This is a genomic window from Pseudoflavonifractor sp. HCP28S3_F10 (assembly GCF_052065415.1).
Lineage (GTDB): Bacteria > Bacillota > Clostridia > Oscillospirales > Oscillospiraceae > Pseudoflavonifractor_A.
The window spans coordinates 1-12,935 of record NZ_JBQHUB010000025.1 but is presented as its reverse complement, the minus strand read 5'-3'; the positions used below and the strand labels follow the sequence as shown (position 1 = coordinate 12,935).

The 12,935-nt window shown below is 64.6% G+C and carries 13 protein-coding genes; 5 read left to right on the top strand and 8 right to left on the bottom strand.

The features are described 5' to 3' along the window. Nucleotides 1-3: 3 nt before the first annotated feature. The 4 genes from ACTNBZ_RS10535 (at nucleotide 4) to ACTNBZ_RS10520 (ending at nucleotide 3,601) form a co-directional block, all read left to right on the top strand. Complete coding sequence (locus ACTNBZ_RS10535) at nucleotides 4-1,140, top strand: Cna B-type domain-containing protein (RefSeq protein WP_441209747.1); 1,137 nt, start codon at nucleotides 4-6, stop codon at nucleotides 1,138-1,140. Then, complete coding sequence (locus ACTNBZ_RS10530; RefSeq protein ID WP_441209745.1) at nucleotides 1,130-1,744, top strand: sortase; 615 nt, start codon at nucleotides 1,130-1,132, stop codon at nucleotides 1,742-1,744. The genes ACTNBZ_RS10535 and ACTNBZ_RS10530 overlap by 11 nt, the downstream gene beginning before the upstream one ends. 130 nt (nucleotides 1,745-1,874) lie before the next feature. Then, a complete protein-coding gene (locus tag ACTNBZ_RS10525; RefSeq protein ID WP_441209743.1) occupies nucleotides 1,875-2,201 on the top strand; it encodes a PadR family transcriptional regulator in 327 nt (108 codons plus the stop codon). Further along, on the top strand, nucleotides 2,198-3,601 hold the full coding sequence (locus ACTNBZ_RS10520) for a DUF2812 domain-containing protein (RefSeq protein WP_441209741.1): 1,404 nt from the start codon (nucleotides 2,198-2,200) through the stop codon (nucleotides 3,599-3,601). Before ACTNBZ_RS10525 ends, ACTNBZ_RS10520 begins: the two co-directional genes overlap by 4 nt. A gap of 13 nt (nucleotides 3,602-3,614) precedes the next feature. Here ACTNBZ_RS10520 and ACTNBZ_RS10515 read toward each other — a convergent pair whose 3' ends face one another. After that, on the bottom strand, nucleotides 3,615-4,049 hold the full coding sequence (locus tag ACTNBZ_RS10515; RefSeq protein WP_441209739.1) for a DUF3021 family protein: 435 nt from the start codon (nucleotides 4,047-4,049) through the stop codon (nucleotides 3,615-3,617). 11 nt (nucleotides 4,050-4,060) lie between these two features. Continuing rightward, entirely contained in the window at nucleotides 4,061-4,498 is a 438-nt protein-coding gene (locus ACTNBZ_RS10510) for a LytTR family DNA-binding domain-containing protein (RefSeq protein WP_441209737.1), read from the bottom strand. Between the two features lie 217 nt (nucleotides 4,499-4,715). On the opposite strand from ACTNBZ_RS10510, the gene ACTNBZ_RS10505 reads away from it, so the two are divergent. After that, on the top strand, nucleotides 4,716-5,864 hold the full coding sequence (locus tag ACTNBZ_RS10505; RefSeq protein ID WP_441209735.1) for an MFS transporter: 1,149 nt from the start codon (nucleotides 4,716-4,718) through the stop codon (nucleotides 5,862-5,864). 219 nt (nucleotides 5,865-6,083) lie between these two features. Here ACTNBZ_RS10505 and ACTNBZ_RS10500 read toward each other — a convergent pair whose 3' ends face one another. The 6 genes from ACTNBZ_RS10500 to ACTNBZ_RS10475 all read right to left on the bottom strand — a co-directional run bounded on the left by ACTNBZ_RS10500 (nucleotide 6,084) and on the right by ACTNBZ_RS10475 (nucleotide 12,787). Continuing rightward, entirely contained in the window at nucleotides 6,084-6,509 is a 426-nt protein-coding gene (locus ACTNBZ_RS10500; protein ID WP_441209733.1) for a flavodoxin, read from the bottom strand. Nucleotides 6,510-6,539: 30 nt separating this feature from the next. Further along, nucleotides 6,540-7,127: a DUF3793 family protein gene (locus tag ACTNBZ_RS10495; protein ID WP_441209731.1), complete on the bottom strand. Its 588-nt coding sequence runs from the start codon at nucleotides 7,125-7,127 to the stop codon at nucleotides 6,540-6,542. Nucleotides 7,128-7,384: 257 nt separating this feature from the next. Next, the gene (locus ACTNBZ_RS10490) at nucleotides 7,385-8,401 is read right to left on the bottom strand and encodes a permease (RefSeq protein WP_441209729.1); all 1,017 of its coding nucleotides are present in this window, start codon (nucleotides 8,399-8,401) and stop codon (nucleotides 7,385-7,387) included. Nucleotides 8,402-8,579: 178 nt separating this feature from the next. Next, nucleotides 8,580-9,869, bottom strand: coding sequence for an L-cysteine desulfidase family protein (locus ACTNBZ_RS10485; protein ID WP_441209727.1), 1,290 nt, complete (start codon nucleotides 9,867-9,869; stop codon nucleotides 8,580-8,582). 11 nt (nucleotides 9,870-9,880) lie between these two features. Beyond that, nucleotides 9,881-11,578 carry an FAD-dependent oxidoreductase gene (locus ACTNBZ_RS10480; protein ID WP_441209725.1) on the bottom strand — a complete coding sequence of 566 codons (1,698 nt, stop codon included), beginning with the start codon at nucleotides 11,576-11,578 and terminating at the stop codon, nucleotides 9,881-9,883. Nucleotides 11,579-11,605: 27 nt separating this feature from the next. Further along, a complete protein-coding gene (locus ACTNBZ_RS10475; protein ID WP_441209723.1) occupies nucleotides 11,606-12,787 on the bottom strand; it encodes a M24 family metallopeptidase in 1,182 nt (393 codons plus the stop codon). Between the last annotated feature and the right edge of the window lie 148 nt (nucleotides 12,788-12,935).

Below are 12,935 nucleotides of genomic sequence, written 5' to 3'. Positions count from 1 at the left end.
CCAATGAAGATGAAATATGAATTCCGGCGGAGCGCGGCGGCCGTGCTGTGTCTGCTGCTGTGTGTCCTTTGCCTGCCGCGGAGCGCGTCGGCTTACACCCGGGTGGACACCGGGCGGGAGTGCTCCTTGATGCTGGAGTACGGCCGGGACGGCACGGGCTTTTCCGGCGTGACCTTCCGGATCTGGCGGGTGGCAGAGGTGTCGGAGACCGTGGACTTCGCGCCAACAGAGAAATTTAAGGACTACTCCGTCGTGTGGGACGGCCTGGACAGCGCGGCCTGGCGGGCGCTGGCAGAGACTCTGGCCGGCTATGCCGCCCGGGATGAGATCGCCCCCCTGGCGGAGGGCAGCACCGATCCGGACGGAAAGCTGACCTTTACCGGCCTGGAGACCGGGCTCTATCTGGTCACCGGCAGCCGCCACACCGCGGGCAATTATACCTACACCCCCACGCCCTTCCTGATCTCCCTGCCCAGCCTGGACGACGCCGATGCGTGGCACTACGACGCGGCCACCGCACCCAAATATGACCGCACCTATGACAGCCCGGGAGGCGGCGGCGATAAGGTCCAGCGGAAGGTGATCAAGGTCTGGGAGGACGAAGGCCACGGCGAGGACCGGCCTGCCAGCGTGAAGGTGCAGCTTCTGAAGGACGGCAAGGTCTACGACACCGTGGAGCTCAGCGCCGCCAACAGCTGGCGGTACACCTGGACCGGTCTCAGCGACCGCTATCAGTGGCAGGTGGTGGAGGAAGAGGTCCCGGATCACTACGGCGTATCTGTCACGCAGGAGGGCATCACCTTTGTGGTGACCAACATCTATATTGAGGAGCCGGAGGTACCGGAAGGCCCCTCGCCCTCCCCGGAGCCTTCGGACGAACCGGGACAGCCCACACCCGCGCCCACCCCCACGCCGGGCATTATAGAGGAACCGGAAGTGCCGGGCGGACCGGCGACCCCGTCCGCACCGGGGAATCCCTCCACGCCGGGCACCCCATCCAATCCCGGCGAGCCGGGGGAGGAGGTCCCCCAGACCGGACAGCTCTGGTGGCCGGTGCCCATCCTGGCCGTGAGCGGCATGGCACTCTTCCTGCTGGGCTGGGCGAGACAGAGAAAATGGAGCGGCAGCCATGAGGAATAAACGTGGCTGGCCCGCGATGATGGGAGGGCTGCTGCTGATTGCGGCGGCCCTCTGTCTGACGGCCTATAACATCTGGGACGAGGGTCACGCCGCCGCCGCGGCGGACAGTGCCGTCCGCCAGCTGGACGCGGAGATCCGGGAGACGGTGGAGGCCACCCCTCCGGAGGCGCTGCCCGATTATGTGGCGGCTCCGGAGATGGAGATGCCCACCGTGGAGATCGACGGCCATACCTACATCGGCCGTCTGTCCATCCCGGCGCTGGACCTGTCCCTGCCGGTGATGAGCGGTTGGAGCTACTCCGACCTGAAGCTCTCTCCCTGCCGGTATTCCGGCTCGGTGTACCAGGACGACATGGTCATCGCCGCCCATAACTACACCCGGCACTTCGGCCGCCTGCGGCGGCTGAAGCCCGGCAGCCAAGTGGTGTTCACCGATGTGGACGGGAACCAGTTCTCCTACGCGGTGACCGAGCTGGAGCAGCTTGGCCCGGCCGACGTGGAGGAGATGGTGACAGGGGACTGGGACCTGACCCTCTTCACCTGCACCCTGGGAGGCCGCTCCCGCATCACGGTGCGCTGTGAGCGGCAGGCGGCCGCCGGATGACCCGCTTAACGATCAGAAGACCCCGGAGCGCGGAAAAAGCGCTCCGGGGTTTTTGTCCCTTGACATTAACGATATTCGATATTATACTGAAAACAGAAAATATCGATATTCGATAAAGGGGGGAGAACTTATGCCGCGGGAAAAATTCCAGACTCTCACCGAGCAGATGTTCTACATCCTCCTCTGCCTCCAGACCGAGTGCTGCGGCATGGACGTGATGGCCCGGATACAGGAGATGACGGGCGGCCGGGTGACGGTGGGGCCGGGGACGCTGTACAATCTGCTGGAGCAGTTTGAGGGGGCGGGCATGATCCGCCAGACCCGGGTGGACGGCCGCCGCAGGAGCTACCAGATCACGCGGCAGGGCCTGGACGCCCTGGAGAACGAGTATCAGCGGCTGATGACGCTGACGGGAGATTACCGGCGCTGCCGGGGAGAAGGGGAGGGAAACGTATGAGAGAGCGGAAACGGCGGGTGGAGAGCTTTGCCTTTTACGACAGCACGGGGATCGAGAAGCATCTTGCTTCCATGGCGGCCAAAGGCTGGCAGCTGGAGAAGATCACGTCCTGGTTCTGGCGCTACCGCCGCTGTGAGCCGCAGCGGCTGCGGTACGCGGTGACTTACTTTCCGGGAGCGTCGGAGTTCGACCCGGCCCCCGGCCCGGATCAGCAGACCTATCTGGACTACTGTGAGGAGGCGGGGTGGACCCCGGTGGCCCGGTGGGCCCAGATGCAGATCTTCTGCACGGCGGACGAGGACGCGGCCCCCATCGAGACCGATGAGACCGTCCGCCTGCGCACGGTACGGCGGGCCATGCGGAAGAACTTCCTGCCCGGCAGCATCGCGCTGGCCCTGATCGCACTCCTCCAGATCGTCATGCGGCTGTGGTCCGCCGCCCATGACCGTCTGGCGGGACTGGTGGACCTGCTCTCTGACTCGGCAGACCTGGGGAGCCTCTTCTTATGGGTGCTGGTGATCGGGGCGTCCCTGGTGAACCTAGTGGGCTACGGGGCGTGGTACCGCCGCTCCCGGCGGGAAGTGGAGGCCGGGGGCGCCTGTGTCCCCGTCAAAGGGACCTACCGCCGTGTCTCCCAAGCCTTGCTGGCGGTGACGCTGGTCGCCCTGATCCTGTGGCTCATGGAACTGGCGGACCGACGCATGGGGACCGTCGCCCTGCTGAGTATGGGGTGTGCGGCGCTGCTGCTGCTGGCGGTGATGGGAGTCAAGCACGCCATGAAGTCCATGGGCGCCTCCCGCAGGGCCAGTATGGCGGCTACCTGGGCCGCCGCCTTTCTCGGGGCCTTTCTGCTGACGGGCGGGATGACCTTCCTGATCCTGCACATGGACCTGGGCCCCGGCCGGAAGCCGGCGGAGACCTATACCACGGAATACCCCGGCGGCCATACCATGACCTGGGACATCTACCATGACCCCATCCCACTGCGGGTGGAGGATCTGACGGAGACAGACTACGCCCACTACTCCTGCGAGTGGGAGGCCCAGAGCAGCCCCTTTCTGGGCAAGTATGTGGGCGGGCAGAACGCCTTCCCGGACGGTGAGGACGCCCCCGAGCTGCGCTATGTGATCGTGGACGTAAAGTGGCCCGTCCTCTATGAATGGTGCGTGGAGCAGTACCTCCGCCAATATGACCAGTGGTATGAGGAACGGGAGTACCGGCGGGAGACGCCGCCGGAGGGCGCGGACTGGATGTACCGGCTCTACTCCGGCGGCGAGGCCGCGGACGAATACCTGCTGGGCAGCGGCGCGCGGGTCATAGAGGTCCATTTCTATGGTTGGGAGCCCACGGCGGAGCAGCTGGCTGTCGCGGCGGCCAGGCTGGCCCGTGCGGCGCTCTGAACCGGGCCGGTTTTTAGACTTCCTTCTGGAAGCGCCGCAGGCTCCGGTTCAGGTCTCTGGTGTCCCGCCAGCAGGCCACCTGCTCGCTGAACCAGATGGCGAACAGGCCGCACTCCAGCATGGCGATCAGCAGGATATCCCCCCAGAGCGGGACGCCGGGGAACCAGCCGAATACCAGGGAAGCGCCGATATACAGCACATTGGCGCAGACCACCCATGCCGCCAGCCGTCCTCTGGACGACCACTGCCCGGCGGGCAGCACCGCGTACTGGATGGCGGCAAAGACGAAGCTGACCAGCAGCATTTCCAGCAGTACCCACACGCTGATGGCGTACCGCCCCTGAAGTACCTCCGTGATGCCCTGGAAAAATACCATGGCGGCGGTATAGATGCTCATGTAGAGCTTGACCTCCACGCCCCAGGCGTAAAAACGCAGAAATTGTTTCATAAAAGCCTCCTTTACATGCCTAGCCGCTCCCGCAGGAGCGGCCCGTAATGCCGGGAGATCATGACCTTCTCCCCGTTGCGTATAGTGGCCTCAATGCGGCTTCCGGCGCAGCTCTTCAGCTGCCGGATCCCGTGGAGGTTTACCACCATGGACCGGCTCACCCGGCAGAAGCCCAGGGCCTCATACCGGGCCTCCAGCTCTGCCAGGGTCAGCGCGGTGCGCCAGACGGCCTTTTCACAGTAGAGCCAGGTCTTTTCCTCCACGGATTCGGCGTACAGGACCTCCCGGGGAGAGAGAAAGACGGTCTCCCGCTCCTCTGTGAAGGCGCAGAGTGTCTGCATCCCTGACCGCAGCAGGGCCAGAATGTGGAGCATCTCCGCGTCCAGCTCCCGGCAGCGCAGGACGATCTCGTTCTCCGGACTGTCACGGTGTTCTACAGTGATCTTCATAGCGGCCTCCTTTGTCAGCTGACAGCATGAGCATAGCGCACCGGAAGGGGAAAGGCAAGAGCAGTGCCGCCGGAGTGCATTTCCGGCGGGACAGGATGCAAAAAAACTGTGCTCATGGGTCCCGCTTTTTTGGCCTTTTTTCGTGGTTTGCGCCCTTGCCCTCCCGGCGGGAGTGGTATATAATAACCACTCATACCAAAAGAGAGGACGGCGCTGCATGAAGACCAAGCTCCCCATCTATGCCCTGTGCTTTGTCAATCTCATCTATCTGGTGCCCTCGGTGGCGGTGAGCGGCCTGGTGGCCGCCTTTCCCGGCGTGCCCGAGGAGCGGCTCCTGCTGCTGCTCACCATCCCCAACCTGGCGGGCATCGCGGGGATCCTGGGGGTGCCGGTGCTCACCCGGTGGTGCTCCCGGCGGGACCTGTCGGCGGCGGCCATGGCCCTCTTCCTGCTGGGCGGCGGGATGAGCCTTGTCTTCCACGGCTGTCTGCCGGTGCTGCTGCTGGGCAGCGCGGTGATGGGCGTGGCCTACGGGGTCAATTCCACAGTATACCCCCTGCTGGTCAGCATGTATTACCAGGGGGAGGAGCGGAGCCGGGTGTCCGGCGTGGCCTCGGGCATGCTCCAGCTGGGCCGGGTGTCGGTGGTGCTGGTGGGAGGCGTGCTGGCCGATCTGTGCTGGTACAGTGTCTATCTCCTCTTTGCGCTGGCGGCGGTGCCGCTGGTACTGACCCTGGCCTGGCTGCCCAAAGACCGGCCCGCGGCCAGAGAAGAGAGCGGCGCCGGTGTGACGGACGGCTGGGACCGGGCGGCGCTGGTCCGGCTGTGCGCCATCGGCTTTGCCTTCGCCGTGTGCTATTATGTGAACGTGACCCATACCTCCCTGTACATCGAGGGAGGCGGGTTCGGCACTGCGGCGGTCACCGGGGCGGTGACGGCGGCGGCCTCGGTGCTCTCCGGCTTGCTGGCCATCTGTTTCGGCCCCATCTACCGGCGGACCGGCCGCTATACCTTCGCTCTGGCCCTGGCCATCATGGGCGGGACCTACGTGCTGGCCGGGCTCTGGGTGAACCTTGCCACGGCGGTGCTGGCGGTGTGCGGCGCGGCGGTGGGCATCGCGCTTTTCAGCCCCTGCCTGATGCTGGAGATGGCCGGGGCCGCGCCCCAGCGGACTCTGCCCGCCGCCACGGCCCTGGTGCTCACCATCGTGAATGTGGGCTACTTTCTCTCACCGGTGCTGGTGGGGGCGGTGTCCGGGCTGACGGCGGGAAGCACCCCGGCAGAACAGTTCCTGACCGGCGGCGTGCTGGCGCTGCTCATCACGGCGGCCTGCCTCCTGCTGGAGCGCCGAAGCGGAACAAAATAACTGTTTCCAACAGACGGAAAACCACCCGGCGCTGTCCAGGCACCGGGTGGTTTTCTTGTTGGGTATGTGCTGCTTGGAGAAAGAGAGGCCGGTATTGACCAAAGGAGGATGCGCGGAACGGGCGGATCGAAGCCCATAGACCCGCCCGCTCCGGGCGTCCGCCTTTTCTGTCAGGGTCCGGACGCCGGAAGGTGCGCCGGCGCCCGGACCCACCGGGGCTCAGGCTTCTGCCAGCGCCCGGCCCAGAGCGCGGCATGCAGCCAGGGCGCTGCCGTCCGGTGTCTCCATGACTGCCAGACCGTCCTGGCAGAGCTGTGCACCGGCATGTTCTGTCCGCTCCTGCCAGTCCCGCATCCATTGCCCGTCACCCCAGCCGTAGGAGCCGAAGAGGGCCAGTTTTTTGCTGCCGAGCCTGTCCTCCAGTGAGGAGAAGAAGGGCTCAAATTCACTTTCCTCCAGCACCTCGGCCCCCATGGCAGGGCAGCCCAGAGCCAGGCGGTCATATCCTGCGGCGGTGTCGGCATTGATGCCGGCTACCGGTGTCAGGGAAACGGCGGCGCCGGCCTCCCGGGCGCCCTCAGCTACGGCTTGGGCCATAAGCTCGGTATTGCCCGAGCCGGTCCAGTAGATCACAGCGATTTGCATGGTAAAAACCTCCTTTTTGATGAAGCGGGCTTACGCGGCCCGGCGGGACAGCGGTGCCAGCAGCTCCGGCAGGCTCCGGCCCTGGCGTACCTCGTGCAGGAGCCGTGCCCGGCTGCGGTCAAAGCGCTGGAAACAGCGCCTGGCATACTCCACATCGCTGTAGACCTTCCAGTAGCCGCAGAGCTTGCAGTTCCGGCCGCCCAAGGTCAGAAAGCCCAGCACGTCCGCCGGGGGATAGCCCAGGAAAAAGCCGATCTCATGGGGAAAGCCTCCGGAATACTCCACCTGCCGCCGCAGGTGCTCCAGCACGGGGAAGAGACCTGCCGCCATAGGATAACCCATGTCCGCAAGAAATTCCCGCACCGGTGGGAGCGCCAGCTGATCCTCCAGCAGTGCCGGGCGGCAGACCAGCAGCAGGGACCGCCGGCGGTACCGGCACAGCGGAAAGAGCAGGATCCCTGCCTTCTCCAGCCGGGGGCTGTAGTCCCGAAGCAGGTCCTTCAGGCCGGGATAGTCGGTCTGAGAAAGAGAGATCAGGTTAGCACAGGTCAGGGCGGCCAGCGTAGGGGCACAGTGGAACGCCAGTGCCTGCTCAAAGGCGGCAGTCTCGGGAGACATGGCAATACTCCTTTCCATTTGGTTAGCTATAACTAACTGACAGATAAAAAAGAAAAGGGCGGCCCTATGAGGATTCGCGGTTAGTATAAACTAACTATTGGTGTAAGGATAGCACAGAATGGATGCGGCGTCAAGAGAAAAAATGAAAAAAGAGCGGGGGCGGATTGTCCTCCGCTCCCGCGTGGTCGTAAAAGAGCGCTCTGAATTTGGAGTGCTGCTCACTTGGCGCAGATCCGCTTATCCCTCCGTTGAGTATCCTATACCAGAAGCAGGGCCTGGACCGCGTTGAAGAAATAGCCCACTGCGATGATGCCCGCGGTGCATACGGCCACGAAGAGGGCCAGCAGTTTGGGCTTGACAGCCTTGCGCAGCATGACCAGAGAGGGGAGGGACAGGGTGGTGACCCCCATCATGAAGGAAAGGACCACACCCAGCTGCGCGCCCTTGGCCAGCAAAGCCTCGGCGATGGGGATGGTGCCGAAGATGTCGGCGTACATGGGAATGCCCGCCGCTGTTGCCAGCACCACGCCCAGAGGATTGCCGCCGCCCAGAAGGGTCACGATCCATCTCTCCGGCAGCCAGTTGTGGATGACCGCGCCGATGGCCACCCCGGCCAGGACGTAGGGAAAGACCTTCCGGGCGGTATTTGCCACCTGGTCCCGGGCAAAGCGCAGCCGGTCCCGGGGGCGGAGCGCGGCCTGGGGCACGTCAAAGACGGGGGCGGTGCGGATGAAGCCGGCCACCTGGTCCTCCAGATGGGCCTTTTCGATGAGGGTGCCCCCAGCCACGGCGATGGCCAGTCCCAGCAGCACATAGACTGCCGCTACCCGCCAGCCGAAAATGCCCATCAGCAGCACCAGAGAGCCCAGGTCCACCATAGGAGAGGAGATCAGAAAGGAGAAGGTCACGCCCAGAGGCAGGCCCGCACTGGTGAAGCCGATGAACAGCGGGATGGAGGAGCAGGAGCAGAAAGGCGTCACCGTGCCCAGCAGGGCGGCGGCGCAGCGGGCACCCAGGCCGTGGAGACGGCCTAGGATATGTTTGGTGCGCTCCGGCGGAAAGTAGCTCTGGATGTAAGAGATGACCAGGATGAGCACCGCCAGCAGCACCATGATCTTGACCGTGTCATAGAGGAAAAAGTGGATGCTGCTCCCCACCGGGCCGGTGAGGTCCAGCCCCAGAGCCTCCAGAGCGGCCCCAATCAGGTCCCGCAGCCAGGTCATGCCCAGCAGCTGCCGCTCCACGATATTCCACAGGCGTGCGAACCATTCCATAAGCGAGACACTCCCATCTATAAATCGAAATATATCTATATGATAGGATAACGGATTTTCTTCTGGTTGTCAACATGGAATGAGGGGATTTTCTTGCCTCCCGGGAGGGACCGGATCATAACAGAAAGAGCCGCCGCGGATGCTCCGCGGCGGCTCTGTTTTTGGTGGGGAAAGGGGCTCAGCAGCCGGATTCCTCCTGGTCGATCATGATCTTGAGGATCTCGGTGTCGGTCTCCCGCATGCCCTCGGCGGCCATGCGGCCGATACTGGCGATGGTCTTTTCCACGCTCTCCTTGACCAGGCCCTCACCGGCGCCGAAGGTGTTGCCGTCCATGGACATCTCGTGGGCCAGGATGGCGGCGTCCACCGAGGCGGCGATCTTGGCGGCGCAGCTGCCCTTGGCGCCGTCACAGACGATGCCGGAGACGTTGGCCAGGGTGTTGGTAATGGTGCGGCCGATGGTCTCGTAGTCGCCGCCGTGGAGGTAGGTGATGCCGGCGCCGCTGCCGCAGGCGGCACAGACGGCGCCGCAGAAGGCGGACAGGCGGCCGATGCCCCGCTTCTGGAGCAGGGCCACCAGATTGCTCACCACCAGGGCGCGGTACATGGTCTCATCGGGGGCGCCCAGGTACTTGGCATACACCCAGATAGGCACCGAGCAGGTGATGCCCTGGTTGCCGCTGCCCGAGTTGATGATGACGGGCAGGACGCAGCCGCCCATGCGGGCGTCGCTGCCGGCGGCAGCCATGGCCCGGGCGCGGATGCGCACATCCCCGCCGTAATGGCGCATGAGGGTGGCGCCCACCCGGCCGCCGTAGACATGGGTCATGCCCTCCTGAGCGATGCGGGTGTTGTACTCCACCTGGCGCTCCAGGGTGGGACGTACGTCGGCGAGATCCACGGTATTGGCAAACTCCAGAATGTCGGCCAGGTTCAGCTCGTCCAGGTCGCTCTCCTCGGACTCCACCACCGCCTCGGTCTCCTTGAAGAAGAGCCGCTGGCCATCCCGCTCGATGCGCACCACGTTGGTGTGCTCGTCCCGGATCTCGGCCAGGGCGGTGTGGTCCTTACCCTTCATCTCAATGAGGATGTGAAGGCGGGCGGGGGTGTCCAGCAGCTCCACATCGCAGATGTGCTCGTCCAGCAGCCGGCGGGTCTCCTCCAGGTCGGCGGGGGTCACCCGGCTCAGCACCTCCAGCCCCAGGGCGGGGTCGCCTGCCACGGCGCCCAGGACGGCGCTGGTGTCGATGCCCTTCATGTTGCCGGTGGTGGGGACGATGACACCCTTGGCGTTCTTGATGATGTTGCCGCTGCAGGCAGCCCGGATGTGGACGGGCATCTCACCCAGGGCCTCCCGGGCCTTGGCGGCGGCCAGGGCAATGGCGATGGGCTCGGTGCAGCCCAGGGCGGGCACCAGCTCATCCTTCAGGATACGGACGTAGGTATCATATTTCGCGCGATCCAGCATTGGTATTACTCCTATCTCTTTTCCTGCATGCCGCAGGCGGTACAGTTTTTATTCGCGTCGTCGGCCAGGCCCTCCTGGTCCTTGGCGTATGCGGAATAGAGGGTGTAGCCGCCCGACAGGTTGTACACCCTGGCGCCGGAGTGCTGCAGCATCCGGGCGGCCACGTTGCCGCGCAGGCCCACCTGGCAGCTGACGTAGATGGGACGGCTCAGGTCCAGCTCACCCATGCGGCCGCGGAGCTCGTCCACCGGGATGTTGATAAAGCCGGGCAGAGTGCCCAGATCCTCCAGCTCCTGGGGCTTGCGCACGTCCAGACGGATGGCGTCGGCGGGGATACCGGCCACGTCCTCGGCGTAGAAGGGAGTCATCACGCCCTCCAGAATGTTCTGGGCCACATAGCCGGCCATGTTCACCGGATCCTTGGCGCTGGAGAAGGGGGGCGCGTAGGCCAGCTCCATCTCCTGCAGGTCATAGACGGTGAGACCGAAGCGGACGGCGTTGGCCAGGTCGTCAATGCGTTTGTCCACGCCCTCGCCGCCCACGATCTGGGCGCCCAGCACCCTGCCGGTGTCGGGGGTGAAGAGGAGCTTGACGATCATCTGGGTGCCGTCGGGATAGTACCCGGCGTGGTTGGAGGAGACGGTGAAGCTCTTGCGGTAGGGAGTGCCGGCGGCCTGGAGGCTCTCCTCCTTCTCGCCGGTGCAGGCCACCGCCAGGTCGAAGAACTTCATGATGGAGGTGCCCTGGCTGCCCTTGTAGTGTGCGTCCTTGCCGCAGATCACGTCGGCCACGATGCGCCCCTGCTTGTTGGCGGGACCGGCCAGGGGGATGACCTGGGTATTGCCGGTGACGATGTTGCGCACGGTGGCGGCGTCGCCCAGGGCGAAGATGTCGGGCACGCTGGTGCGCATCTGGTCGTCCACCAGGATTTCGCCCCGGCGGCCCAGCTCCACCCCGCTGCCCTGGAGGAAGCGGGTCTCGGGGGCCACGCCGATGCTGAGGATGACCATATCGGCGGGGAGGGCGGTGCCGTCCTCCAGCACTACGCTGTCATGGGTGAAGCTGGCGCACTTCTTGCCCACATACAGGCCCATGCCGCTGGCACGGATATAGTTGTGGACGGTGTGGGCCATATCCAGGTCCATGGGGGCCATCACGTGGGGGGCGGCCTCCACCACCGACACCTTCAGGCCCCGGTGGGCCAGGTTCTCGGCCATCTCCAGACCGATGAAGCCGGCGCCGATGACGGCGGCCGTTTTGGGATGGGCCTTCTCGATGTGGTCGTAGATGGCGTAGGTGTCGGGGATGTTGCGCAGGGTAAAGATATGGTTGTCCTCCATGCCGGGCATTTTGGGCCGGATGGGGGAGGCGCCGGGGGAGAGGACCAGCTTGTCATAGGACTCAGTATAGGTGGTCCCGGCGGCGTGGTCCAGGACGGTGACGGTCTTGGCGGCGGAGTCCACGGCGGTGACCTCATGCTTCACCCGCACGTCCACGTTGAAGCGGGCGTGGAAGGATTCGGGGGTCTGGAGCTGGAGCTTCTCCCGCTCGGTGATGGTGCCGCCGATATAGTAGGGCAGGCCGCAGTTGGCAAAGGAGATATACTCGCCCTTCTCGAACAGGATGATCTCCGCCTGCTCATCGTTGCGGCGGAGGCGGGCGGCTGTGCCGGCGCCGCCGGCCACACCGCCTACGATCAGAACTTTCATGGGTATCGTCCTTTCTTGGCTCCGGGATTAAAGATAGTGGGGCGTGTTGGGAGTGAGGACCTCGCAGCCGTCCTCGGTGATGAGGACCATGTCCTCAATGTTGAAGCCCTGGATGCCGCTGATATAGCAGGGGACCTCCATGGCCAGGACCATGCCGGCCTCCAGGGGCCGGGTGGTGGAGGCGTTGATATAGGGCGCCTCGGCGGTGGCGGGGCCCATGCTGATGCTGTGGCCCTGGTGGCCCCGGCGGTAGGAGGGGAAGGCCTCCTTCACATAGTCATAGGCAATGTGGTAGAGCTCGTTGATGGGCAGTCCGGGGCGGGCGGCGGCGATCATCCGGCGCTGGCCCTCGTACAGGCGGTCCTTGAGCTTGCAGAGGGCGGGATCGGCGCCGTCCATGACCCAGGAGCGGGAGGTGTCGGTGGTGTAGAAGTCGAACTCGGCGTTGACGCCGGCGTCGAACTTGACCACGTCGCCCTTCTGGACCACGGCGTCGCCGGGAATGGTGAGCCGGGAACCGGACTCGCCGGTGGAGAACATGGACCAGGCGCTGGGCGCGGCCTTGCCGGTGGCAATGACGGTCTCGCGGAAGGTGCGGACCATGTCCTGCTCGCTGACGCCCACCTTCACCATCTGGCTCACAGCGGTGAAGCCGGCGTCGGCGGCCCGGCAGAGGGTACGGAACATCTCGATCTCCTCGGGGGTCTTGACGCTGCGGGCAAAGACGAAGAGGTCGGAGATATTCTCCCACACGGCGTCGGGGAAGGCCTGACACAGACCATTATAATAGCCCAGCGGCAGATAGTCCAGCTCAAGACCCAACTTCTTGTCAGCCAGGTCCATATCCTTCACCATTTTCTTCAGCACGTCCATGGAGCTCTCCATGACGTCCGGGGCGGGGACGACGGCGCCGTTGGCAATTTCGTCCCAGGTCTTCAAGCCAACCCAGGTGTCATACTTGCGCACGATAAAGCGGCCGGCGCTCTTCTTTTCAAAGGTGGGGACCTCAAAGTCCATGGTGGTGAGCTGGGTGGGCACATCCTCCCGGGCGGAGACTACGGCCACAGAAAAGCCGGGCTGGCGGGAGACAGTGTGCTGGTGGCCGCCGAAGCCGGTCACATAGTGGAAATTCTCAGGGGAGGAGACAATGGCGCCGTCCAGCCCATGCCGGCGGAGCAGCTCCTTGATGCGGCTCTCTTTGGGTTGCATAAAAAAGACCTCCTTGTTAAAACACAGGACTGCGGGCGGGGGGGGGGGGGCGGGCTGCACCTGGTGGGGTTGGTGGTTTGTTTTATCGGGGTATTAAATAGGGGTACCCGGGGCCAGGGGGCGGCCCCCGCCATAACACATGATGAAG

What these genes read in the sequence shown, in the direction of transcription:
- ACTNBZ_RS10535 (WP_441209747.1), top strand. Translation starts at nt 4, where the DNA reads ATGAAGATGAAATATGAATTCCGGCGGAGCGCGGCGGCCGTGCTGTGT.
- ACTNBZ_RS10530 (WP_441209745.1), top strand. Translation starts at nt 1,130, where the DNA reads ATGAGGAATAAACGTGGCTGGCCCGCGATGATGGGAGGGCTGCTGCTG.
- ACTNBZ_RS10525 (WP_441209743.1), top strand. Translation starts at nt 1,875, where the DNA reads ATGCCGCGGGAAAAATTCCAGACTCTCACCGAGCAGATGTTCTACATC.
- ACTNBZ_RS10520 (WP_441209741.1), top strand. Translation starts at nt 2,198, where the DNA reads ATGAGAGAGCGGAAACGGCGGGTGGAGAGCTTTGCCTTTTACGACAGC.
- ACTNBZ_RS10515 (WP_441209739.1), bottom strand. Translation starts at nt 4,049, where the DNA reads ATGAAACAATTTCTGCGTTTTTACGCCTGGGGCGTGGAGGTCAAGCTC.
- ACTNBZ_RS10510 (WP_441209737.1), bottom strand. Translation starts at nt 4,498, where the DNA reads ATGAAGATCACTGTAGAACACCGTGACAGTCCGGAGAACGAGATCGTC.
- ACTNBZ_RS10505 (WP_441209735.1), top strand. Translation starts at nt 4,716, where the DNA reads ATGAAGACCAAGCTCCCCATCTATGCCCTGTGCTTTGTCAATCTCATC.
- ACTNBZ_RS10500 (WP_441209733.1), bottom strand. Translation starts at nt 6,509, where the DNA reads ATGCAAATCGCTGTGATCTACTGGACCGGCTCGGGCAATACCGAGCTT.
- ACTNBZ_RS10495 (WP_441209731.1), bottom strand. Translation starts at nt 7,127, where the DNA reads ATGTCTCCCGAGACTGCCGCCTTTGAGCAGGCACTGGCGTTCCACTGT.
- ACTNBZ_RS10490 (WP_441209729.1), bottom strand. Translation starts at nt 8,401, where the DNA reads ATGGAATGGTTCGCACGCCTGTGGAATATCGTGGAGCGGCAGCTGCTG.
- ACTNBZ_RS10485 (WP_441209727.1), bottom strand. Translation starts at nt 9,869, where the DNA reads ATGCTGGATCGCGCGAAATATGATACCTACGTCCGTATCCTGAAGGAT.
- ACTNBZ_RS10480 (WP_441209725.1), bottom strand. Translation starts at nt 11,578, where the DNA reads ATGAAAGTTCTGATCGTAGGCGGTGTGGCCGGCGGCGCCGGCACAGCC.
- ACTNBZ_RS10475 (WP_441209723.1), bottom strand. Translation starts at nt 12,787, where the DNA reads ATGCAACCCAAAGAGAGCCGCATCAAGGAGCTGCTCCGCCGGCATGGG.